This is a genomic window from Allobosea sp. 2RAB26 (genome assembly GCF_052115465.1).
In the GTDB taxonomy this organism is placed as follows: Bacteria; Pseudomonadota; Alphaproteobacteria; order Rhizobiales; family Beijerinckiaceae; genus Allobosea.
This window is the reverse complement of the sequence record NZ_JBFRGS010000008.1, coordinates 83196-104739: the sequence shown is the minus strand read 5'-3', so window position 1 is coordinate 104739 and position 21544 is coordinate 83196. Positions and strand designations below refer to the sequence as shown.

The following is a 21544-nucleotide window of genomic DNA, read 5'->3' as shown; positions in this document are numbered from 1 at the left end:
CGGCACTCGGTGGTGTCCACCATCGACAATACGGCCAGTAACACGCAGAAATGATTGTGCGGTTAACACCCTCCGTTCACTTCATTTCAGCCTCCGTTTACCTGACCGCCATAGTTTCTCGCGGATGAATAAGGCGCTCAGCAAGGGAAGGGGCGTTCATGCCGCGCACAGTGTTGGATTTCGACGGCAAGCCCCGGCCCGGCCTGCATCGCTTCATGGGGGTGAGCCTGGAGCTGGCGCCTGACGTTCTCGTGCCGCGCCAGGAAACCGAACTCCTCGGCCAGAGAGCAGTCGCGATCCTTCGCGAACGGGCCGCTGCCGAGCCGATCGTGGTCGACATGTGCTGTGGCTCGGGCAATCTCGCTCTGGCGATCGCAGCCGAGATTCAGTCGGCGCGCGTCTGGGCCGCTGATCTGACCGACAGCACCGTCGAGCTCGCCCGCCGAAACGCGGAGCGCCTGACATTTCAGCACCGTGTCACCATCAGGCAGGGAGATCTGTTCTCCGCTCTCGCAGGCGATGGCCTGGAGGGGGCCGTCGACCTGATCGTCTGCAACCCGCCCTATATCTCCACGTCGCGCCTTGAGGGGGAGAGCGCCCATTTGCTCGAGGCCGAGCCGCGCGAAGCCTTTGACGGCGGCCCTTATGGCATATCGATCCACCAGCGCGTGATCCGGGATGCCGTAGCCTTCCTCAAGCCGGGCGGCTGGCTGCTGTTCGAATTCGGCGAGGGCCAGGATAGGCAAGCGGCGGCGCTCATTGCCAGGACCAAGGCCTACGAATCCATGACCTTCGCCGCGAATGAGGCGGGAACGCCGCGGGTTGCCCTTGTCCGCAAGCTCCCGGAGTTCGGGCAGGCAACGTCCGAAGCGACAGGCCGACCGGCATGAGCGAGATCCGCCCGCTGGGCGCCGCCGATATCCCGGCGGTTACGGGGCTCTTTCAAAGGATATTCCGGGATCGCGGCGTGCCTCCGCCTCCCACGCTCGCGACCTATCTGCGTCGACACTATCTCGAAGCGCCGGGTTGCGATCCCGAGATCGCCCCCCTCGTCCATGTGTCTGGTGAGGGCGACATTTCGGGTTTCGTCGGCGTCAATGTGCTGCCGATGATTCACGGCCGCCGCAAGCTGCGCGCGGCGATCTGCGGTTCCCTGATGGTCGAGCGGCGGGTGAGCGACCCGATGGCCGGGGCGCGGCTGCTCAAGACCTTTCTCGCCGGGCCGCAGGATCTCTCGTTCAGTGAAACCGCCAGCGAGATCTCTGCGCAGATGTGGACGAGGCTGCGCGGGATCACCCTGCCGCAGTACAGCCTGGACTGGGTCCGCATCATCCGGCCATCGGCCTTCATGCTGGATCTGGCAGCGAGCCGGATGGGTGCGGTGCGGCTGCTGAACCCGGTCTCCCGGGGGCTCGATCGCTATCTGCGCGGCAGGATGCAGGACAATGATCTGCGCTGGTCGGGCGTGCCGGAAAACTGGTATGTCAAAGGTGGTCTCAAGGTCGCCGAAATCGATCAGCCCGGCTTTGCCGCGCTTGTCGCTCCGCTGACGGAGCAGTTCGCGCTGCGTCCGGATTGGTCAGGCGAACAACTCGCCCATATCGTCGCCGAGGCGTCCGAGAAGCCCGATTATGGCGAGGCGGTGTATGCGTCGGTCACCTCGGCCAGCGGGGCGCCGATCGGTGCCTTTCTCTATCACGCCCGCCCGGGGCGGATCGCGCGCGTCCTTCAGGTTCTTGCCAGGCCAGGGCAGGCAGGCCCGGTCATCGATTGCCTGATCGGTCACGCGGCGACACGCGGCGTTGCCGGCTTGCGCGGCCGCACGCAGCCCGCGCTGCTGGAAGCCATGCTGGGCCGGCGCATTGCCTTCACCCACATCGCATCGACAGTCGTGCATTCGCCCGATGAGGAGCTCGTTCAGGCCTTCCGCAACGGGCAGGGCTTCCTGAACGGCCTGGCGGGCGAGCATTGGAACCGCCTGAACGGCGGCAGCTTCGACTAGTTTTCCCGCACCGAAGGCGGACAGGCCGCCGCCGGTGCGCTGGCCTCAATGTGCGATTTCGTCCACCGGGCGCACGAGCTGCGGCCCCAGGTGCAGGTAGCGGGTCGCCTTGCGCTTGGCTGCAATATCGGCCCAGACCCGTTCGACCTCGACGGCCGTCAACTGGGTGGCAGTGCCGACCTCTTCGGCGGTGAGGCCGTGATTGAGCCCGTAGAGGCACAGATCCATGCGGTCATAGGGCAGCGAGAAGTAGAACTCCTCCTGCGTCTGCTCGAGGGTGTAGGTGTCGGTCGTCGGCGGCCGTCTGCGGATCTCTTCGGGGATGCCGAGATGAGCCGCCAATGCATAGACCTGGCTCTTGTAAAGATGGGCGATCGGCTTCACGTCGGCGGCACCGTCGCCGTTCTTCACGAAGAAGCCCTGATCATATTCGAGCCGGTTCGGCGTGCCGAGCACGGCAAAATTCAGCCGGTCGGCGTGATAATATTCGATCTGCTTGCGCGTGCGCTGCTTCATGTTGGTGGCGGCGACGATGCCGAGATAGACGGCAGGCGGCATGCGTAGCTTCGTCTGCCGGCCTTCAGGGTCCTGAACGACCAGATACGAGATGTTGTAGCCGTCGCCCGAGAGCGAGTTGGCGATGACGATCTTGGACGCCCAACCTGGCCCATACGCGGGTACGAGCTCGCGGATGAAGCCGTCGCGTCGTTCATAACACCCCATGGCCTGCAGCGTCGGGCCGATATCCTCGACCGCAGCCTCGATCCCGAAGGTGTCGGCGACCAGCCGGCCGAGCCGGAGGCTTTCAGGATCGGAATCGTTTTCCGGCATGAACAGGCAGAAGACGTTCTTGGAGCCGACGGCGCGGACCGCCAGCGCGACGGACACGCTGGAATCGATGCCGCCGGACAGGCCGAGCACGAGCCCGCGCTTGCGCATGCCGCGCAACTGCCCACGCAGTTCGACGACGATCCGCTCCGTCTCCGCGGCGTTGTCGATCGTCAGCGTGGCTGCCGAGAAGGCGAGCAAGCTCGGGGCAGGGGGGAGGTTCATTCCGCTGCTCCCAGCGTTTCGGCGGCCAGCCTGCGGCTGACCTTTCCGGTATCCGTCTTCGGCAGTTCGGTCCGGAAAGCGATGATCCGCGGCACCATGAAATCCTCGAGATGGACAGCGCAGTGGCGAATGATGTCCCGCTCGCTCAGGCTCGCATCCGACAGGACGACGAGGGCGGCAATGGCCTGGCCGAGCACCGGGTCGGGCACGCCCATCACGACCGCTTCGGCGATGCCGGGATGGCCGTGCAGCACCGCTTCCACTTCCTTCGGAGCGACCTTCTCGCCGCGCGTCTTGATGATGTCGTCCTTGCGGCCGACGAAATAGAGGAAGCCCTCCTCGTCCGTCCGGAAGAGATCGCCGGTATGGAGGCGCTTCTCCCAGGGGTTCGGCCCTGGGCGCAGCATCTGCGCCGTTGCCGCCTCGTTGCGCCAATACCCTTGCATGACATGCGGGCCGCGGATCACCAGCTCGCCCGGCACGCCCGGAGCCACGCGGTTGCCCTCATCGTCGACGACCAGCGCCTCGGTGTTGGGAATGGCGATCCCGACCGAGCCCGGCCGGCGGTCGAGTTCTTCCGGCGGCAGATAGGTGCAGCGCTTGCATTCCGTCAGGCCGTACATCGAATAGATCCGTACGCCGGGGAACAGTTCACGCAGTCGAGCGATGTGGGCGGGCGGCAGGGCTGCGGCCGTGTTCGAGAGATAACGCAGGCTCGGCAGGAACCCCGGCTCGAGATCGCGCATCTGCAGGATCATCGCGGCCATCGTCGGCACGAGCGGAAAACCAGTGACATTCTCAGTGCGAATGCGCTCGAAGATCGCCTGCGGGAAGGCGAAGGACTTTTCCAGGACGAGGGTCGCCCCAAGCTTCATCGCCATCAGGAACTGGTAGAGGCCGTAGTCGAATGCCAGAGGCAAGACGTTGAGGATGATGTCGTCGGGCGTATTGCGCAGATAGGTCGTGATCGAGTCGGCCGCCGCGTCGATATTGCGATGCGTCATCATCACGCCCTTGGGCCGGCCCGTGGAGCCCGAGGTGTAGATCAGCATGGCAAGGTCGATATCGATGCCGCCATGATCGACTGGAGCGGGCGAGCCCTTCAGGCAATCCTCGAAGGACACCGCGCCTTCGAGCGGCCGGCCGGCCGGCGACTGCGTCGAAGCGACAAAGAGCGCCTGCCCTGGGACCAACGCGCGCGCCTGCGTTACGACCGGCAACAGTTTCGCCTGCGTCAGGATCGCGGCGGCCTCGCAATCCCCGATGACATAGGCCAGCTTGTCGGCCTTGGTCGAGGCGTTGATCGGGCTGAAGGTCGCGCCGGCCTTGAGAACCGCGAAGATCGAGACGGCGGCTTCCCAGCAATTGTCCATGAAGACGAGGACGCGGTCGCCCCGCTTCACGCCGCTTGCGGCGAGCGTGGTGGCCAGCCGGCTGGAAAGATCATCCAGCTCGTCATAGCGCAGCCGCCTCTGGTCGGTGACCAGCGCCGTTTTCGCAGCCTGTGCGGCGGCGTTCGTGACGAGGAATTGCTCGATCCGCATGAGCTTGTTGCTCCGCCCCCTAATCGTTACGCCGTGACCGGCGCGGCTACTTTCGACGCGATGAAAGCCGAGATGCGATCAAGCGAATCCAGGTTTGCGGGCACGATATCGGCATCGGCCACGGTGATCCCGTAGCGATCCTCGATGAAGGCCACGAGCTCGAGCACCCCGGTGGAATCGATGACGCCGTTCTCGATCAGCGACGCCGTACCGGCGAGCTCATGGCTGGTATCGCCGAACAGGAAGTTCTCGACGACGAAGGCCTTCACGCTGTCCCTGATTGTGTCGCTCATGTCTGTTCCTTTCCCGGCCGGTTTCAGGCGGCCTCTGATCTGCGGCCGCTCGTGCCGGTGAATGTCTGCAGCCAGAGCTGCGTCGAGAGGATGCCGACAAAGGCCGCGTTGTCGCGAAAGCCGGAGGCTGGGCGCGCGCTGCATTTCTCGTGCAGCTTTGCCACGGCCTTGGGATTGAACAGGCCGCCGGCCGCGACCTGCGCCTCGCCCATGGCTGCCCGGACATAATCGGCAGCACCCGCTCCGACGAAGGAGTGACTGTCCGGCGCGCGATAGGGCTGCTTTGCCCGTCGGCTGATCGAGGGCGGCAGCAGGTCCTTGGTCGCCTCGCGCAGGATGTGCTTCTCGACAAGCCCCTTCAGCTTCATCTCGGGGGGAAGCCCGGCGGCGAACTCGACCAGCTGATGATCGAGGAAGGGGAAACGCCCCTCGATGCCATGGGCCATCGCCATGCGGTCGCCCTGGCTGGACAGGATATAGCCCGGCAGAAGGAAGCGGGCCTCCAGATACTGCGCCTGATGCAAGGGGTGCCAGCGGCTGAAGGCCTCCGGCAGACGCGAAGCGAGTTCCTCGGCCGCGTCATAGCCCGATAGCGTGGCACGCAGGTCGCCCGAGAAGAACAGCTTCGTTGCCGCCGTGCCGTCGAGCCGCGGCCGATGCGAGAACAGCGGATCGTCGAGTGCCGCACCGTTCGCCCCGAAGAACGATGCGAGATATTCTGCGGATTGTTGCCTGAGGCCAGGCAGATAGGGATAGAGCTTGCGAAACAGGTGCGGCCTGATCCGGGAGCCGGGCTGCCTGCCGCAGAAGCGCCGAACCCGGGCCTCCTTGAAGATGTCATAGCCGGCAAAGACCTCGTCCGCGCCTTCACCCGTCAGCACCACTTTCAGCCCGGCCTCGCGCACCAGGCCGGAGAGTTTGAAAAGCGGGGCAGGTGCGGTTCTGAGGATCGGCCGCTCGGTGAAGCGGATCACGTCGGGAAAGACCGCGGCGATGTCGCCCTCGCCGCAGGCGACGGAACTGTGCTGCGTCCCGAGTGCCCGGGCCATTTCCATCTGGAAGGCGCTTTCGTCATGCTCGGCGCTGTCGAAGGTGACGGAGAAAGTCCTGAGGCCGCCAGGCGCCATGCCCGCAGCAAGCGCAGAGGTGATCGAGGAATCGAGCCCGCCTGAGAGATAGGAGCCGACCGGGACATCGGCCCGCATGCGAATCCGGGTCGCCTCGGTCAGCAGGGCGCGCAGTTCCTCTGCCGCAGCGCGTTCATCGGTGTGCCGGGATGGCGCATCCCGGTCGGGATAATCCAGGCTCCAATAAGGCCGCGTCGAGACGCTGCCCTCCTGGACGATCATGAGATGCGCCGGTTCCAGCTCGAAGATGTCGCGGAAGGCCGTGCGCGGCGCGATCGGCGCCCATAATGTGAAAATCTGGTCGAGGGCGACGGGATCGATCTCTGCACTCACGCCCGGGACCTGAAGAAGCGCCTTGACCTCTGAGCCGAAATAGAACCGATCGCCCTGCCTTGTATAGAACAGCGGCCGGACGCCCATGCGGTCCCGGGCCAGAACCATGCGGCGGCGCCGGCCATCCCAGAGCGCGAAGGCGAAATCGCCATTGAGGACGGACAGGCAATCCTCGCCCATCTCCTCATAGAGATGCAGGATCACCTCGGTGTCGCTCGACGTCCGGAAGCGGCGCCCCTTTGCGCGCAGCTGCTCGCGCAATTCGACATAGTTGAAGATCTCGCCGTTGAAGGCGATCGTCAGTTCACCCGTCGCATCGGACATCGGTTGCTGGCCATCCCCCAGGCCGACGATCGACAGTCGCGCATGTCCGAGACCTGCGTCCTTCGCGGTGAAGAGCCCTTGCTCGTCGGGACCGCGATGCGCAATCGCGGCCGTCATCCGTTCAAGGAGTTCCCTCCCATCCCGGACCGCGCCGAAATAGCCCCCAAATCCGCACATGCCGAGATGCTTCCAAGTCCTTCGTGTCCGGTTGAACTATAGCCAATCCTGGGCGAGCAAGCGTTAACGCTTGGGGATATCCATGCGAATGGTAAATTTCGAAGCACCCGGCAAAGCCCCAAGTTCTTGATTAGACTTCGGATCAAGGCCGAAGATCGACGTCCCAAGGGATCTGATGACGCAGCTGGACTTTGCCGCAAGATCGAGGGCCGGATTGTCGTTCCCGGATGCGGTGTTCTCGTTGCGATTAACGTAAAATTCAGGGCCGGAGCATACCCCTAGGGCATGTTTACGGGGGATAGGCGCGTCTCTTCCGTCTAGAGTTGCGTGCTGAGGGCGAAGCGGATGTACGGGCCGAAGGAGTCGGAGCAGCGACAAGCGCCTCTGCCGACAGGCCATTCCCGGATTCGCTCGGAATCGCTGCGCGATGATGCAGCCTCGTCTTCTGGCGCACGCTCCGATCCGTCGTCTCACTCCCCGCAGTCGAGCCGGGCGCAAGGTTCATTCGGGAGTGGAAGCCCGATTGCCCGTCTCCGCTTGCTCGCCGATGTCGGGGCCGACGACATCCTCGTCTGGCTGCGGCGGGGAATAGGCATGATCGTTGCCGCCATCGTCATCTGCGTCGCCACGGCGCTGGTCTATGCGGTGACGACGCCGCCTCGTTATACCGTCTACACCGATATCCTCATTGATCCCTCGAACCTGAACGTCGTCCGGGACGACGTCTTCACGACCAATCCGCAGCGTGATGCACAACTGCTCGAGGTCGAGAGCAAGCTCAGGGTCCTGACCTCGCGCAACGTCCTGGCACGGGTCATAGACCGGCTCGACCTGACCAATGATCCGGAGTTCGTGCAGCCTGGCTATCTGTCGGCGCTCAGGAGCCTGATCTCGTCCAGGGATGCCAGTCAGGACAATCGCCTTGCCGTGATGCGTGCGTTGGCCGAACGGGTCGAGGCGCGGCGCGAGGAGCGCTCCTTCGTCGTGGTCATGAAGCTCTGGGCGGAAGACCCCGAGAAGGCTGTCGCGATATCCAACGCGATTGTCGAAGCCTTCGAGGCCGAGCTTTTCCAGTCAGCGGCCGAAAGCGCCGGCCGGGTGGTGAAGAACCTCAATAACCGCCTGGATGAGCTGCGCCGCAACGTGACCGAGGCGGAGCGGAGGGTGGAGGATTTCCGGCGTGCGAAAGGGCTGCAGTCCAATAATGGCGAGCTCGTCAGCACGCGGCTCTCGGGCGAGCTCAATACGCAGGTTCTGGATGCACAGCAGCGCTTCATTCAGGCGGAATCGCGCTACAGGCAGATGAGTGCAGCGATCGCAGAGCGGCGGGCAGCCAGCGCGTCGATCTTCGATTCCGCGACCATGACGAGTCTGCGAGCGCAGTATAATACGCTGCAGCAGCAGATCGGGTCGATCAGGGCGACCTTTGGCGCGCGCCATCCGCAGCTGATCACAGCATTATCCGAACAGCAGGTGCTCGAAGGAGCACTGTCCCGCGAAGCCCGCCGCATCTTCGAAGGCGCGAAGGCCGACTTCAACAGGGAACAGACGACGCTCAGAGTACTGCAGGACAAGGCGGGCGACGGGAAATCGAACGTCTTCACCGACAACGACGCCGAAGTGCAACTGCGCGATCTACAGCGCGACGCGCGCGCCAAGGCGGCGATCTACGAAACCCACCTGGCGCGTGCCCAGCAGATCGGTGAGCGCCAGCAGATCGACACCAGCAATGTGCGTGTGATCTCGTCACCGATGCCGCCCAAGGCGCGTAGCTGGCCACCGCGTACGTTGATCCTGCTGGCGGCGGCGGTGATGCTGGGCCTTATGCTCGGGATTGCAGCGGCCCTGGCGCGTGGGGCCTGGACCTATATCCGTGACCCGCAGCCCGCGGCTGCTTGAGAGGCGGCCATGGGAATCGCCGCCAAGGGGGAGGCCGATCGAGGAGAGAAGCTGAGGGAGACTGTCGGCACCGCCCTGTTCATGGCGATCTTCCTGTTCTTCTGGATTTCCCTCAATCCCTTCGTCGACCTGACCGGCGAGGCCGTGCTGGACCCCAGCGCCGGCAACTCCAACCTGATGAACCAGATCGTGTCGCTGCTGCTGTTCGCGGGCACGCTCGCCTACGGTTTACTTCACCCGATGCGCAGCATCATCCTGCAGCCGCGCGTGCTGTTGGGCCTGCTGTTTGCCTGGTTCTTCCTGGTTTCGCTGATCTCGTCCTACCCCATGCTCGGGATCAAGGGGACTGTTCTCGCCGTCATGGTGACGGTCAATGCCAGCATCTATCTGCTGCTGCCGGCTTCCGAGAGGCATTTCGCCAAGATGCTGGGCATCGGTACGCTCATCATGCTGGGGGTCAGCTATTACGGCATCCTGTTCAAGCCGTTGCTGGCGATTCATCAGGCTTCCGAGCTGCGCGAGCCGATGAATGCCGGTTTGTGGCGCGGGCATTTCCCGCACAAGAACAGCGCTGCAGCGGCAATGGTGGTCGCTTCGTTCTTCGGCCTCTTCGTCATGAATGCCTGGTCGCGCATCGCGGGCATGACGATCCTGTGCCTGTCGTTCCTCTTCCTGATCAATACCGGCGGCAAGACCTCGACGGCCATGCTGCCGGCTATCCTTCTGCTCGCATGGGTCTTCGAGAAGGTTCGCTTCCTGCGCATTCCGATCGTCATCGGCGGTGTCGGGGCGTTCAACATCTTCGCGATCGGGGCTGCGGTCTTCAGGCCGCTGGGCGATTTCATCAATGAGCTCGGGATCGATGCGACTTTTACCAACCGCGCGGATATCTGGCGGTTTGCCGTCTCCGAACTCGCGGACCGGCCACTGACAGGATACGGCTTCAAGGGTTTCTGGCAGACATCGGAGCTCGTCCACAGCGGCGGCTCGATCGAAACCTGGGCGGTTGCCGCGGCAAACGGGCACAATTCCTATCTCGACGTCGCATTGATGACGGGAATCCCCGGGCTTTTGCTGACGCTGGTCTGGCTCGTCGTCCTGCCGCTCCGCAACATTTCGCGGCTGGAACCCGACGCCGAGCACTCGCATCTGACTCGGCTCTTCACCCGCATCTGGCTCTACGCCATCTTCAATGCCGGCCTCGAGAGCCTGTTCTTCGAAGGTGGCAACTCACTTTGGTTCACCTTGCTGTTCGCGCTTTACGGCCTGTCCCTGCAGGCCTCGGCCGCGCTGGCGCCGGAGCGCCGGACCCAGCCGGAAGGGGCCGTCGCGCATGCCTAGCGTATCCGAACGCCTTGGAGCGAAGGTCGACAGCCTGAGCAACCGGCTGATCTGGGGGCTTGCGGGCTCCAGGCGCCGCCTGGAGACGGACACCCCGCTGGTCTCCTTCACCTTCGACGATGTTCCAGATTCTGCCCGCAGCGAGGGAGCATCGATCCTCGAGAAATATGGCGTGCGTGGCACGTTCTATATCGCCGGAGGGCTTGCGGGGCAGGTCGAGCCGGACCGGGTGCTGATAACACCGGACGGGTGCCGGGATCTCGCCGAACGCGGTCACGAAATCGGCTGCCACACCTTCTCGCATCGCAGGATCCGCGACATTCCCGGCGCCGATCTGTCGCGCGATCTGGACCGCAATGCCGACTATCTCGCGCAAGCCGGCATTTCCGCGGAGCCGGCCAATTTCGCCTTTCCCTACAATGCGGCATGGCCTCTGGCGCGACCAGAATTCCGCCGGCGCTTCCGCACATGCCGCGGGGCCGGCGAAGCCATCAATCGCGGTGCGGTCGATCCCCTGATGCTCAAGGCCGTCGAGATTCGCCAGCCCGATCCGGAGGCGCGCGCCCTGACACGCTGGATCGACGAGGTGGTCGCCATGCCCGGCTGGCTCGTCTTCTTCACGCACGACATCGCACCCAACCCGACACCCTATGGCTGTACGCCGGGCACATTCGAGCATCTGGTGCGTCACGCGGTCGAGCGCGGATGCGCGGTCCAGTCTGTCGATCGCATGCTGGATCGGATCGGCTGGTGAGGAGCCGGGACGTGGCAAAACCCCAACCTGCCGGGAAGCGCCTGCTGGCGATCAATAACTATTTCTACCGCCGCGGCGGGGCCGAGGCGGTCTTCTTCGACCACATGACCATGTTCGAAAGGATCGGTTGGGATGTCGTCCCCTTTGCCATGCAGCATGAGGACAATGAACCCTCGCCATGGTCAGACTATTTCGTGTCGGAGATCGAATATGGTCGCCAGACGAGCCCGTTGCGAAAGGTCGTCCAGGCGGCCAGCATCATCTACTCCGTCGAGGCACAACGGAATATCGCGCGACTGATCGAGCAGGCGCGCCCCTCGGTCGCCCACGCCCATAACGTCTACCACCACCTCTCCCCGGCGATCTTCTCCACCTTGAAGTCAGCTGGCATTCCGGTGGTGATGACGGCGCATGACCTGAAGCTCGCCTGTCCGTCCTACAAGATGCTGCGCGATGGAAAAATCTGCGAGGATTGCCGCGGCGGCCACATCTACAATGTCCTGCGCCATCGCTGCATCAAGGGATCCGTGCCGTACAGCACCCTGGTCCTGGCGGAAACTCTGGTGCATCGCTCGCTCGGCCTTTACCGGGACAATCTCGACCGCATCGTCGTTCCCAGCCGCTTCTATCTGGAGAAGCTGGTCGAATGGGGCTGGCCCCGCGAGCAGCTGGAATACATACCGAATTTCGTCGATGTCGAGCGTTACAGCAGCGACTGGGAGGAGGGCGATTATTTCGTCTTCGCCGGCCGCCTCGCGCCCGAGAAAGGGCTGGCGACCTTGATCAAGGCCGTCGCTCTCTCGAAGCAGCGGCTCATCGTGGCCGGCACTGGGCCCGATGAAGCGGCCCTTCGCCAGTTCGCCGATGAAACCGGCGCGGACGTGAGCTTCGTGGGGCACTTGTCAGGGCAGGACCTGCACCGCCTGATCGGACAATCCCGAGCGCTGGTGCTGCCCTCCGAATGGTATGAGAACGCCCCGATCAGCATCCTGGAAGCCTATGCGCTGGGACGTCCCGTGCTGGGTGCCGCCATCGGCGGCATCCCGGAGATGATCCGGGAGAAAGAAACCGGAATGCTGGTGACCTCGGGAGACGCGCAGGATCTCGCGCAGAAACTGGGAGATCTGGCCGCGCTCCCGGCGGCCGAGCGCGCGAGGATGGGAGCGGCGGGGCGCAAATGGATCGCAGCCGACTTCTCCGCCGCCGCCTTTCGCGACCGGACGCTGAACCTCTATGCCGCGCTCGGGGCCGCCTGAAAGGCGACGAGGCAAAAAGCGATGTAAAGGTTAATAATTGGAAAACACGCCGCGCGCCGGGCTGTCTATTGCGGATGGCAGCCCGCATTCTATAAAATTCATCGAAATCAGGTAGAGGGATTTTCCAGAACACCGGATTCCACTCTCTACCTTCCCAAGAGGAATCTCTCCGAGGTCCGGCGCCGAGCTGAAAGCGCAACGGTCTTCGGCATTGTCGTTCAAGACCGGCCGGGCAGCAATCGGCGGAGGCGTCATTGACCAGTCTTCCTCTTGAGGTGCCTCCCGCACAGCCGGTGGCTATGGCAAGTCAGGATATTCCACGGCGTGTCATTTTCCTCGGACTCCGCGGCATCCCCAATGTTCAGGGCGGCGTAGAGAAACATGTCGAGATGCTGGCCGGCGAGATGGCCGCATGCGGCTGGAACGTCGAAGTCATCGGCCGGCACCGTTACCTGCCGTCTCCGCCTTCTCCCGCGAACGGTATCCGTGTCTTCTCGCTCTGGGCCCCCCGCAAGATGGCGCTGGAGGCCATCGTCCATACCTTCCTGGGCGTCTGTTTCGCGGCGGTGCGCCGGCCGGACATCCTGCACATTCATGCGGTTGGCCCGGCATTGATGGTGCCTCTCGCCCGTCTCCTGGGCATGAAGGTGGTCGTGACCCATCACGGCTATGATTACGACCGGCAGAAATGGGGCGGCGTTGCCCGGCGCGCCCTAAGACTTGGCGAGTATCTCGGCATGCGCCTGTCCCATGGCCGGATCGCGGTCTCGCGCGAGGTCGCCCAGACCATGAGCTCCCGCTACGATACGCCGGTCAGCTTCGTGCCGAATGGTGTGGCCATCTCCCGGGGCGCGCATCGGACTGGCGTCCTGGCGGAGTTTGGCCTGCAGCCCAAGCGTTATGTCCTGCTTGCCGCCCGCCTCGTTCCGGAGAAGCGGCAAACGGACCTCATCGAAGCATTTGCGCGGAGCGGGCGCTCCGACCTTCGCCTGGTCCTGGCGGGTGGAGCGGAGTTTGAAACCGCCTATTCCCTGCAGGTCAGGGAGATGGCCCAGGCCGTGCCCGGCGTCGTCTTGACTGGTTTCCAGTCCGGCGACAGGCTTGCCGAACTCTTCGCCAATGCCGCGCTCTTCGTCCTGCCGTCGAGCCATGAGGGGATGCCGATCGCGCTCCTGGAGGCCATGGCGTCCGGCCTCCCGGTGCTCGCCAGCAATATCGCCGCGAACCGGGAACTTGGCCTGCCTCCGGAGGATTACTTTCCGCTTGGCGATGTCGATGCGCTCGCCGCGGCGATAATGGCAAAGATCGCCAATCCGATCAGCGAGGAGCAGGCCCGCTCCCAGATCAAGCGGGTGGAGCTGGCCTATAGCTGGCCGAACGTCGCCCAGAAGACGCTGGAGGTCTATCGGGCCCTGCTGGCGAAATAGGCGGGCTTCCATTGTGAGCGAGAGCGCGCGATAGAGCGCCAGCAGCTCGCCGCCCCACAGCCAGAGATCGACGGACCATGACATTCAGGATAGTTCTACGCGCCCTGGCATGGTTCACGCTCGCCTTCATCGCTTACGCAACCTTGTCCGCGATCGAGCTGCGTCCGAGAATCGGCGATGCCGTTCATCTCGAACGGTTCGGCGCATTCGGCCTCCTGGGTTTCCTCTTCGCCACCGCATATCCCCGGCGAATTGGGATCATACTCCTGCTGACCATCGGGATCGCAATAGGGTTGGAGCTCTTCCAGATGCTGTCACCCGACAGGCACGCGCGGCTGGGAGATGCCCTGGTCAAGATCGCCGGAGGTGTGAGCGGCGTCGCGGCGAGTTGGCTGTCTGCCCGCCTGCTGCCGCGGCTCACAACCTACCTGGATCGTGAGCGGCTCAGGGGGTAGGCGTCTCGCTGCATCCGCGGCAGCGTCGGCCAGCATGCTATCATTGTTGTGAGGAGGGTGATGCTCTCGATGATACAACTGATTGCAGCCTATTCGGACGCAGTGATCCTGATCATTTGCGGATTGTCGACTGCGGTACTGGGAGTATTGCTCGCCTCCATTGCCCGTCGCCTATGGTTTGCCCGGCCTCGGGACGCTGCCGACGAGCCCAACAAGCTCGCCGAGGTCGTTCATGGCAGTCTGCTGGCGTTCTCGGTTTTCGTGCTCGCCCTGATGCTTGCGGATGTCCGTGTAAATCTGGCGCGGGCTGATGACGCGGTTTCGCGTGAGGGCTCCTATATCGCGCGCCTCGATCGGGATCTGGCGAGTCTCGACGGGAGCGAGCCCGAGGCGGCGCGGAAGGCGCTGCGAGACTATGTCGGTGCCGTGACCCGCGATGAGTGGCATTCCCTCTCGACCGAGGATGCCGGGCTTTCTGCGACCGCTGATCGTGCGCTCGCTGCGTTGGTCCTGCAGGTGCGCAAGGTTGCGGCGGAGTATCGGGATTCGGCCTCCTCGCTGCGCGGATTGCTGGACAGGCTGGAGGAATATCGCCAGGGGCGGCTCGAAACTGCGACCAAGAGCGTGCCGGGGATTTTCTGGTGGATGATCCTGATCTTTCTGCTCGGCGCGATGCTGATGAACGGCCGCTTTTACCTGAACCCTGCCGCTCTTGCCCTGATCGCGGCGCATATGGGCGCAATCGGCATGGTGCTCGGCCTCATCATCATCATGGACGAACCGTTCAGAGGCGAAACGAGCATTTCATCGGCGCGGGTGAGCCAGGCCATCAAGAGCCCGCAATAGGCGAGGCGCTCCCAGGCGGAGCTGGACGCGCGTCTCGCAAGGCAGGCACGCCATTCCCCCAGGTACAGATCGACTGGCGTCTCCAGCTGTGGTGGATTGCGCCGGGGCTCAAAGGGAGGAGCGCGTCATGGCTACCTATGTCGTCCTCGCGAACTTCACCGATCAAGGCATCCGTAACGTCAATGACAGCGTCAAACGCCTGGAAGCATTCCGGGAGATGGCGAAATCCAAGGGGATCACCGTCAAGGACGCCTATTACACGCTCGGCAAGTATGACGTCCTCGTCACCGTGGATGCTCCCGACGAGATGAGCGCCACTGCGCTCAGTCTTGCCGTTGCCAAGCTCGGTAACATCCGCAACCAGACGATGCGGGCTTTCACCCCGGCCGAGATGACCACGATCCTCGGCAAGGTCTAAGGAGGCCGGAGCGCGGCGCGTCGTCAGGTCGCGCTGCGCTTCCGTTTCAGGGGAATCCTTCGCTTCTTTCGCGTGGTTTCCCCTGGCGGGGGCGGCTTGCCCGCACTCTCGTCATGGGGTGCGACAGCGCTGGCCACGTCCTCCAGCTCGCGCAGCAAGGCCTGCAGAGTCGCGAGTTTCTCGTCGCCAAAGCGGCTGGTGATGTCGCGGTAGATCGCTTCCGAGACCGGCGTCACCGTTTCGATCAAACTGGCGCCGGCCGGGCTGATCGAGATGATGGCGCGACGCAGATCACGCTGATCGGCCCCTCGCGTGATGAGGTGTCTGGCCTCGAGGTCGACGAGGATCCGCGACAGGCTCGGCGCGAGCAGGAACGTTGCGCGCGCGAGATCGGTCACCTCCAGGCTGGGCACCGAGTTCAGCGCCCGCAGCACCCGCCATTGCTGCTCCGTGATTTCATATTGCCGCAGCGACGGCCGAAAGCAGCGCATGACCGCTTCGCGCGCCCGCAGCAGGGACATCGGCAGGGATTTCGAGAAATGGCGAAGATGGACACGCGTCCCACCTTGCGAGGACTCATCGGGGGGTGGAGCGGGGCTTCTCAAACGTGGTCCCTTCCGGGGCGGTGCGCAGGATCAGAGCAATGCCACCATTCTAGCGGTTCGCGCCGGTAATCGCTTGCTCAAATTAATTTAACACGTTAATTTAATTTCGAACACGAGGCGGGTGCGCGGATGCCGCATATCATCGTCGAATATTCAGCCAATCTTGAGCCGGCGCTGTCGCTCCGCCGGCTGGTCGACGAATTGCACCATACAGCGCTCGCAACCGGGGTTTTCCCCATTGGCGGCCTGCGGACGCGGGCCGAACGCCGCGATATCTTCGCGATCGCCGATGGCGATCCGACCCACGGTTTTGTTGCCGTTCTGGCTCGGATCGGGGAGGGTCGGGATGCCGCGACGCGCCGGCGGGTCGCCGAAGCGCTGATGGCGACGCTCGAAGCGCAAACTGCCGACCTGTTCAGCAAGATCGGGCTCGGTCTCACAGTCGAGGTCCAGGAGATCGACGGGACGGCCTCGCTCAAGACCAACAATCTGCATGAACGCCTCGCACGCAAGGGAGGCCTCGCATGAACCGGGCCATCGATCCGAAATTCGCCAGCAATCTGATCGGGGCCGAGCGCGCCATGGCGCGCTTCCTCACCGGCGGGGTCGTTCCGCATGTCATTGCCGGAGAGCGCGTGCTCTCCGCCACGAGCGCCACCTTCGAAACGCTCGATCCGGCCACCAATGAGCATCAATGCACCATCGCCTCCGGTGGTGCAGCGGAGATCGACCGTGCGGCCCGCGCCGCCGAGGCGGCCTTCAAGGTCTGGCGCGATGTTCCAGGCGCGACGCGTCGCAAGATCCTGCATGCGATAGCGGATGCGATCGAGGCGCGAGCCGAGGAGATCGCCTTCGTCGAGAGTTGCGATACTGGCCAACCGATCCGCTATATGGCCAAGGCTGCGCTGCGCGGCGCCGAGAATTTTCGCTTCTACGCCGATCGTGCCACCGAGGCGGGCAACGGGCTATCGCTGCCCGATACCGACCATATCAACTACACCATCCGCCAACCGATCGGCCCCGTCGGCGTGATCACGCCGTGGAACACGCCTTTCATGCTGTCGACCTGGAAGATCGCGCCGGCACTCGCCGCCGGCTGCACCGTCGTCCATAAGCCGGCCGAGTGGTCACCGCTCTCCGCGGTCATCCTGACCGAGATCATGGATGAGGTGATCCGCGCCCACGGATTGCCCGCGGGCGTCGTCAATCTGGTGCACGGGCTCGGCGAAGAGGCTGGCAAGGCCCTGACCGAGCATCCCGCGATCCGGGCAATCGCCTTCGTCGGCGAGACCACGACCGGCTCGCACATCATGGCGCAAGGCGCAAAGACGCTGAAACGCGTGCATTTCGAACTCGGCGGCAAGAACCCGGTGATCGTTTTCGACGATGCCGACCTGGACCGCGCCCTCGATGCCGTGCTGTTCATGATCTACTCGCTGAATGGCGAACGCTGCACGTCGTCCTCGCGCGCGCTGGTCCAGCGCTCGATCTATGACAGCTTCAGCGAAAGAGTCGTCGAGCGTGTCCGGCGTATCAAAGTCGGCCACCCGCTCGATCCGGCAACGGAGATCGGGCCGTTGATCCACCCGCGTCATGCCGAAAAGGTCCTGTCCTACCCTGCGCTCGCGCGAGAGGGCGGGGCACGCGTCGCCTGCGGCGGCGGGCGGGCGATGGAGGGGGCCGGCAATTATGTCGAGCCGACGCTCTATGTCGACGCTGCAGCTGGAATGCGGATCGCCCAGGAGGAGATCTTTGGTCCTGTCCTGACCATGATTCCCTTCGAGGATGAGGCCGATGCGGTTCGGGTCGCCAACGATGTCCGCTACGGGCTCGCCGGCTATCTCTGGACCCGTGATATCGGCCGCGCGCACCGTGTCGCTCGCGATCTCGAAGCCGGCATGATCTGGGTGAACTCCGAGAATGTGCGGCATTTGCCGACCCCGTTCGGAGGCATCAAGAGTTCCGGCATCGGCCGTGACGGCGGCGACTATTCCTTCGATTTCTACATGGAGACGAAGAACATCGCGGTCGCCTATGACAGCCACAAGGTCCCAAAGCTCGGGCTCGGAGGCTGACCGGTAACGGGAAGGATCGAAGCGGGAACGGCGGCCGTGGTCGCAGCCGTGCCACCGGCTTCACAGCATCAAGGCCTCGAAAAGCAGGCCGGCAGCAGGAATAAGATACCAAGGAGGAAGCTCTATGCCTGTCCCGCAGCCGGTATTGAATCCGCCCTTTCAGGTGGTGCGGCTCAATCACGTCGCCCTGTCCGTGTGCGATCTGGCGGCTTCGCGAGCCTTCTGGTCCGATACGCTTGGGCTGCTAGTGACGGACGAGAGCGAGAGCCGACTCTACATGCGTGCGATGGAAGAACGTGGACACCATTGCATCGTCTTGGAGAAGGGTGAAAGCCCGGTCGCAAAGGTACTCGGTTTCAAGGTTTTCTCGGAAGAGGATCTGGACAAGGCACATCATTTCTTTCGGGCGAACGGCCTGCCGGCCCGGTTTGTCGAGGCGCCGTTCCAGGGCCGCACGCTCAGGACTGTCGACCCGCTCGGCGTCCCGCTGGAGTTCTATTTCAGCATGGACAAGCTTCCGTCGGTTCACCAGAAATACGCGCTCTACAAGGGCGTGAAGCCGCTCCGGATCGACCATTTCAACTGCTTCTCCGACAATGTCGACGCGTCCGTCGCGTTCTATAACGCGATCGGATTCCGAACGACCGAATACACGGTGAACGAGGATGGCAGCCGGCTCTGGGCGGCCTGGATGCACCGCAAGGGTGGCGTTCACGACATGGCCTTCACCCATGGGGTTGGGCCGCGCCTCCACCATGTTGCCTTCTGGGTGCCGACGCCGCTCAACATCATCGACCTGCTCGATCTGATGGCGACCACCGGCTACGTCACCAATATCGAGCGCGGCCCCGGACGGCACGGCATCTCAAATGCCTTCTTCCTCTATATCCGCGACCCCGACGGTCATCGGATCGAGATCTATTGCTCGGACTACCAGACGGTCGACCCCGACCACGAACCGATCCGTTGGGATCTGCGCGATCCGCAGCGCCAGACGCTCTGGGGCGCGCCAGCTCCGCGCTCCTGGTTCGAGGAGGGCACGCTCTTCGCTGAGACGCCGGTGCGTCAGCCCTCCTTCCAGGCGTCCCCGATCATCGCTGCGTGAGTTAACGGGGCGCAGGGGTGGGGACTCCACTCAAGGTGACGGCCCGTTGGGCGGATCTGCAGGACAAGGTGAGGCGGATATGGTGAGAGCGACTGGCGGCGAGGGACTTGTGTCCGGGCTGATCGATCATGGCATCGATACGGTCTTCGGTCTTCCCGGGGCACAGATCTACGGCCTGTTCGACGCGCTCGAGCGGAACAAGGACAGGATCGCAACCATCGGAGCGCGTCACGAGCAGGCCTGCGGTTACATGGCCTTCGGCTACGCAAGGGCCACCGGACGGCCCTCGGTCTGCACCGTCGTGCCCGGCCCCGGCATCCTCAATGCCGGGGCGGCCCTGTTGACGGCCTTTGGTGGCAACGAGCCGGTGCTCTGCCTGACGGGGCAGGTGCCAACCCCCTTCCTCGATCGTGGTCGCGGGCATCTGCACGAGATGCCGGACCAGCTTGCGACCCTGCGCGGCTTCACCAAATGGGCCGAGCGCGTCGAGCACCCGGCGTTGGCGCCGACAGCGGTGTCTCGGGCCTTCCAGGCGATGCTCTCGGGACGGCGCGGTCCGGCCGCGCTGGAAATGCCCTGGAACGTCTTCACGCAGCCGGGGGAAGTGCCGGTCACCTCCGTGCTCGATCCCTCGCCACCGCCACCCATCGACGCTGACGCCATTGACCGCGCCGCAAGACTGATCTCGGCGGCGAAGGCGCCGATGATCTTCGTCGGCAGCGGCGCGTTCGATGCCGCGGATGACATCCTGCAACTGGCCGAACTGATCGATGCGCCGGTCGTCGCCTTCCGCAGCGGTCGCGGCATCCTGTCGAATGACCATGAACTCGGCCTCACCATGGCTGCGGCCTATGAGCTCTGGCCCCAGACCGACCTGCTGATCGGCATCGGTACGCGCCTGGAACTGCCGGGCTGGCGCTGGTCACATACGCCGCCGAACCTGAAATCGGTTCGCATCGATATCGATCCGGTCGAGATGCGCCGCTCCATTCCCGATATCGCGATCCTGGCCGATGCCCGTGCGGCCACGGCTGCGCTCGCCAAGGCAGCCGGGCGGCTGCCGCAGAGCCGCCCCGGCCGCCGCGCGGTGATCACGGAGGCGACCGCGGCGGCTGAAGCCAAGATCCAGGCGATCCAACCGCAAATGGCCTATTTGCAGGTCCTGCGCGAGGTGTTGCCGAGGGACGGCATCGTCACCGACGAACTCTCCCAAGTCGGCTTTGCCTCCTGGTACGGCTTCAAGGTCTATGAGCCCAGGACCTATCTGTCCTCCGGCTATCAGGGCACGCTCGGCTCAGGCTTCCCGACCGCGCTTGGCGCGAAAGTGGCGTGGCCGGATCGGCCCGTGGTCGCGATCACCGGGGATGGCGGTTTCCTGTTCGCAGTCCAGGAACTGGCGACGGCCGTGCAATACGGCATCGGCGTCGTTACGCTGGTCTTCAACAACAGCTCCTACGGCAATGTCCGGCGCGACCAGCTGACGGGCTTCGAGGGCCGGCTGATCGGCTCGGACCTCGTCAACCCGGACTTCGTCCAGCTCGGCCGGTCCTTCGGGGTCGAGGCAGTGCGGGTCGACACGCCCGAAACCTTCCGCCCTGTGCTGGAGAAGGCGCTGGCCGATAATCGTCCCGCGTTGATCGAGATCACCATTCCGCGCGGCACTGAGGCAAGCCCGTGGCCGTTCATCCATCCGGCACCACCGGCAGCGCGCTAGCGAGCCTGCAGGTACGAGCCAATGCGCACCCTCCACATTTCTCGGGCGGAGCTTCCGCGATCTTAACGCTTACCGTGCGACAGGCTCGCCCATGGCTTTGCGGCGAAGGCTGCGATGGGAGGAGCCTCGATCATGAGCTGGTTCAGATTTGGCCTGGGGATGACGGCTGCGGCCTCGCTCACGGTGGCCGGGTTGTTGATGGTTACGCCGGTGGCGTCTGAGCCACGGACATCCCCGCTCGAAGATTGTGCTGCCTGCCATGGCGCGGACGGCATCGCCCGCGACACCGAAGTGCCGCATCTGGCAGGGCAGAACGAGCGCTATCTGTTCAACCAGATGATGGCCTTTCGCAACGGCAAGCGGGCTCACAAGGAAATGCGCTACATGGCGCGGCACATGTCGGTGAACGAGATTGCGGCAATCGCGGCGTATTATGCAGCCCTGCCGACGCGTTAGCGGAACATATGCGCCGGTTTTCGGTTATAATCAGGTTGGGTCAGACTCTTTCATGACCCGGACGTAGCGCGGGGCTGCCATGAAACAACCGATCGTAATTCACACCGACGAGGATTATGAGCAAGCGCAACTGCGTGTTGCGGAGCTTCAGGCTGCCTCCGATACCAGCACCAAGGAACAGGAACTGCATGCGCTCGCCGAGGCGATGCTCGCCTGGGAATTGCGGCGCGAAACCGCCGAGGATTGACGCCAGGACAGGCGCCGAGACAGGCGCTAAGGACTAGACAGGCGCGAAGACATCGGTCCGACAAGTCGATTGCGGCTTTCGGAAGAGCGGGTG

The 21544-nt window shown here is 63.9% G+C and carries 21 protein-coding genes; 16 read left to right on the top strand and 5 right to left on the bottom strand.

Annotated features, from left to right (window positions below; translation table 11 throughout):
• The first annotated feature begins 158 nt into the window (after positions 1-158).
• Positions 159-890: a N5-glutamine methyltransferase family protein gene (locus tag AB4118_RS17315; protein WP_441490897.1), complete on the top strand. Its 732-nt coding sequence runs from the start codon at positions 159-161 to the stop codon at positions 888-890.
• Positions 887-2002, top strand: a complete 1116-nt coding sequence (locus AB4118_RS17310; RefSeq protein ID WP_441490896.1) for a hypothetical protein — start codon at positions 887-889, stop codon at positions 2000-2002. The genes AB4118_RS17315 and AB4118_RS17310 overlap by 4 nt, the downstream gene beginning before the upstream one ends.
• Positions 2003-2047: 45 nt before the next feature.
• Here the strand turns inward: AB4118_RS17310 and nadE are convergent, their stop codons facing one another.
• The 4 genes from nadE to asnB are packed head-to-tail and all read right to left on the bottom strand — an operon-like array spanning position 2048 to position 6853.
• Entirely contained in the window at positions 2048-3055 is a 1008-nt protein-coding gene (gene nadE / locus AB4118_RS17305; protein ID WP_441490895.1) for an NAD(+) synthase, read from the bottom strand.
• Complete coding sequence (locus tag AB4118_RS17300; protein WP_441490894.1) at positions 3052-4599, bottom strand: class I adenylate-forming enzyme family protein; 1548 nt, start codon at positions 4597-4599, stop codon at positions 3052-3054. The genes nadE and AB4118_RS17300 overlap by 4 nt, the downstream gene beginning before the upstream one ends.
• A 26-nt stretch (positions 4600-4625) precedes the next feature.
• Positions 4626-4892 (bottom strand): acyl carrier protein, encoded by a 267-nt coding sequence (locus AB4118_RS17295; protein WP_441490893.1) that lies wholly within the window; start codon positions 4890-4892, stop codon positions 4626-4628.
• 23 nt (positions 4893-4915) lie between these two features.
• Positions 4916-6853, bottom strand: a complete 1938-nt coding sequence (gene asnB, locus AB4118_RS17290) for an asparagine synthase (glutamine-hydrolyzing) (RefSeq protein WP_441490892.1) — start codon at positions 6851-6853, stop codon at positions 4916-4918.
• 345 nt (positions 6854-7198) lie between these two features.
• Here asnB and AB4118_RS17285 point away from each other — a divergent pair, with 345 nt between their 5' ends.
• The 8 genes from AB4118_RS17285 (at position 7199) to AB4118_RS17250 (ending at position 15249) form a co-directional block, all read left to right on the top strand.
• A complete protein-coding gene (locus AB4118_RS17285; protein ID WP_441490891.1) occupies positions 7199-8752 on the top strand; it encodes a GumC family protein in 1554 nt (517 codons plus the stop codon).
• 9 nt (positions 8753-8761) lie between these two features.
• The gene (locus AB4118_RS17280) at positions 8762-10093 is read left to right on the top strand and encodes an O-antigen ligase family protein (protein ID WP_441490890.1); all 1332 of its coding nucleotides are present in this window, start codon (positions 8762-8764) and stop codon (positions 10091-10093) included.
• Positions 10086-10847 carry a polysaccharide deacetylase family protein gene (locus AB4118_RS17275; RefSeq protein WP_441490889.1) on the top strand — a complete coding sequence of 254 codons (762 nt, stop codon included), beginning with the start codon at positions 10086-10088 and terminating at the stop codon, positions 10845-10847. Before AB4118_RS17280 ends, AB4118_RS17275 begins: the two co-directional genes overlap by 8 nt.
• 11 nt (positions 10848-10858) lie before the next feature.
• Positions 10859-12103, top strand: a complete 1245-nt coding sequence (locus tag AB4118_RS17270) for a glycosyltransferase family 4 protein (protein WP_441490888.1) — start codon at positions 10859-10861, stop codon at positions 12101-12103.
• Positions 12104-12402: 299 nt separating this feature from the next.
• On the top strand, positions 12403-13530 hold the full coding sequence (locus AB4118_RS17265) for a glycosyltransferase family 4 protein (protein ID WP_441491070.1): 1128 nt from the start codon (positions 12403-12405) through the stop codon (positions 13528-13530).
• Positions 13531-13607: 77 nt separating this feature from the next.
• Positions 13608-13985, top strand: a complete 378-nt coding sequence (locus AB4118_RS17260) for a VanZ family protein (RefSeq protein ID WP_441490887.1) — start codon at positions 13608-13610, stop codon at positions 13983-13985.
• 69 nt (positions 13986-14054) lie between these two features.
• The gene (locus tag AB4118_RS17255; RefSeq protein WP_441490886.1) at positions 14055-14831 is read left to right on the top strand and encodes a bestrophin-like domain; all 777 of its coding nucleotides are present in this window, start codon (positions 14055-14057) and stop codon (positions 14829-14831) included.
• Between the two features lie 127 nt (positions 14832-14958).
• Complete coding sequence (locus AB4118_RS17250; RefSeq protein WP_069881005.1) at positions 14959-15249, top strand: GYD domain-containing protein; 291 nt, start codon at positions 14959-14961, stop codon at positions 15247-15249.
• Positions 15250-15272: 23 nt separating this feature from the next.
• Here the strand turns inward: AB4118_RS17250 and hpaR are convergent, their stop codons facing one another.
• Positions 15273-15770 carry a homoprotocatechuate degradation operon regulator HpaR gene (hpaR, locus tag AB4118_RS17245; protein ID WP_441490885.1) on the bottom strand — a complete coding sequence of 166 codons (498 nt, stop codon included), beginning with the start codon at positions 15768-15770 and terminating at the stop codon, positions 15273-15275.
• 213 nt (positions 15771-15983) lie between these two features.
• On the opposite strand from hpaR, the gene AB4118_RS17240 reads away from it, so the two are divergent.
• The 6 genes from AB4118_RS17240 to AB4118_RS17215 all read left to right on the top strand — a co-directional run bounded on the left by AB4118_RS17240 (position 15984) and on the right by AB4118_RS17215 (position 21451).
• Positions 15984-16382: a 5-carboxymethyl-2-hydroxymuconate Delta-isomerase gene (locus tag AB4118_RS17240; RefSeq protein WP_441490884.1), complete on the top strand. Its 399-nt coding sequence runs from the start codon at positions 15984-15986 to the stop codon at positions 16380-16382.
• Positions 16379-17929, top strand: a complete 1551-nt coding sequence (gene hpaE, locus AB4118_RS17235) for a 5-carboxymethyl-2-hydroxymuconate semialdehyde dehydrogenase (protein WP_441490883.1) — start codon at positions 16379-16381, stop codon at positions 17927-17929. The genes AB4118_RS17240 and hpaE overlap by 4 nt, the downstream gene beginning before the upstream one ends.
• A 124-nt stretch (positions 17930-18053) precedes the next feature.
• Positions 18054-19034, top strand: coding sequence for a 3,4-dihydroxyphenylacetate 2,3-dioxygenase (gene hpaD, locus AB4118_RS17230; protein WP_441490882.1), 981 nt, complete (start codon positions 18054-18056; stop codon positions 19032-19034).
• Positions 19035-19113: 79 nt separating this feature from the next.
• Positions 19114-20748 carry a thiamine pyrophosphate-dependent enzyme gene (locus AB4118_RS17225; RefSeq protein WP_441490881.1) on the top strand — a complete coding sequence of 545 codons (1635 nt, stop codon included), beginning with the start codon at positions 19114-19116 and terminating at the stop codon, positions 20746-20748.
• Positions 20749-20880: 132 nt separating this feature from the next.
• Positions 20881-21204 carry a c-type cytochrome gene (locus tag AB4118_RS17220; RefSeq protein WP_441490880.1) on the top strand — a complete coding sequence of 108 codons (324 nt, stop codon included), beginning with the start codon at positions 20881-20883 and terminating at the stop codon, positions 21202-21204.
• Positions 21205-21283: 79 nt separating this feature from the next.
• On the top strand, positions 21284-21451 hold the full coding sequence (locus AB4118_RS17215) for a hypothetical protein (RefSeq protein WP_441490879.1): 168 nt from the start codon (positions 21284-21286) through the stop codon (positions 21449-21451).
• The last annotated feature ends 93 nt before the right edge of the window (positions 21452-21544 follow it).

What these genes read in the sequence shown, in the direction of transcription:
- AB4118_RS17315 (WP_441490897.1), top strand. Translation starts at nt 159, where the DNA reads ATGCCGCGCACAGTGTTGGATTTCGACGGCAAGCCCCGGCCCGGCCTG.
- AB4118_RS17310 (WP_441490896.1), top strand. Translation starts at nt 887, where the DNA reads ATGAGCGAGATCCGCCCGCTGGGCGCCGCCGATATCCCGGCGGTTACG.
- nadE (WP_441490895.1), bottom strand. Translation starts at nt 3,055, where the DNA reads ATGAACCTCCCCCCTGCCCCGAGCTTGCTCGCCTTCTCGGCAGCCACG.
- AB4118_RS17300 (WP_441490894.1), bottom strand. Translation starts at nt 4,599, where the DNA reads ATGCGGATCGAGCAATTCCTCGTCACGAACGCCGCCGCACAGGCTGCG.
- AB4118_RS17295 (WP_441490893.1), bottom strand. Translation starts at nt 4,892, where the DNA reads ATGAGCGACACAATCAGGGACAGCGTGAAGGCCTTCGTCGTCGAGAAC.
- asnB (WP_441490892.1), bottom strand. Translation starts at nt 6,853, where the DNA reads ATGTGCGGATTTGGGGGCTATTTCGGCGCGGTCCGGGATGGGAGGGAA.
- AB4118_RS17285 (WP_441490891.1), top strand. Translation starts at nt 7,199, where the DNA reads ATGTACGGGCCGAAGGAGTCGGAGCAGCGACAAGCGCCTCTGCCGACA.
- AB4118_RS17280 (WP_441490890.1), top strand. Translation starts at nt 8,762, where the DNA reads ATGGGAATCGCCGCCAAGGGGGAGGCCGATCGAGGAGAGAAGCTGAGG.
- AB4118_RS17275 (WP_441490889.1), top strand. Translation starts at nt 10,086, where the DNA reads ATGCCTAGCGTATCCGAACGCCTTGGAGCGAAGGTCGACAGCCTGAGC.
- AB4118_RS17265 (WP_441491070.1), top strand. Translation starts at nt 12,403, where the DNA reads ATGGCAAGTCAGGATATTCCACGGCGTGTCATTTTCCTCGGACTCCGC.
- AB4118_RS17260 (WP_441490887.1), top strand. Translation starts at nt 13,608, where the DNA reads ATGACATTCAGGATAGTTCTACGCGCCCTGGCATGGTTCACGCTCGCC.
- AB4118_RS17255 (WP_441490886.1), top strand. Translation starts at nt 14,055, where the DNA reads ATGATACAACTGATTGCAGCCTATTCGGACGCAGTGATCCTGATCATT.
- AB4118_RS17250 (WP_069881005.1), top strand. Translation starts at nt 14,959, where the DNA reads ATGGCTACCTATGTCGTCCTCGCGAACTTCACCGATCAAGGCATCCGT.
- hpaR (WP_441490885.1), bottom strand. Translation starts at nt 15,770, where the DNA reads ATGTCCCTGCTGCGGGCGCGCGAAGCGGTCATGCGCTGCTTTCGGCCG.
- AB4118_RS17240 (WP_441490884.1), top strand. Translation starts at nt 15,984, where the DNA reads ATGCCGCATATCATCGTCGAATATTCAGCCAATCTTGAGCCGGCGCTG.
- hpaE (WP_441490883.1), top strand. Translation starts at nt 16,379, where the DNA reads ATGAACCGGGCCATCGATCCGAAATTCGCCAGCAATCTGATCGGGGCC.
- hpaD (WP_441490882.1), top strand. Translation starts at nt 18,054, where the DNA reads ATGCCTGTCCCGCAGCCGGTATTGAATCCGCCCTTTCAGGTGGTGCGG.
- AB4118_RS17225 (WP_441490881.1), top strand. Translation starts at nt 19,114, where the DNA reads ATGGTGAGAGCGACTGGCGGCGAGGGACTTGTGTCCGGGCTGATCGAT.
- AB4118_RS17220 (WP_441490880.1), top strand. Translation starts at nt 20,881, where the DNA reads ATGAGCTGGTTCAGATTTGGCCTGGGGATGACGGCTGCGGCCTCGCTC.
- AB4118_RS17215 (WP_441490879.1), top strand. Translation starts at nt 21,284, where the DNA reads ATGAAACAACCGATCGTAATTCACACCGACGAGGATTATGAGCAAGCG.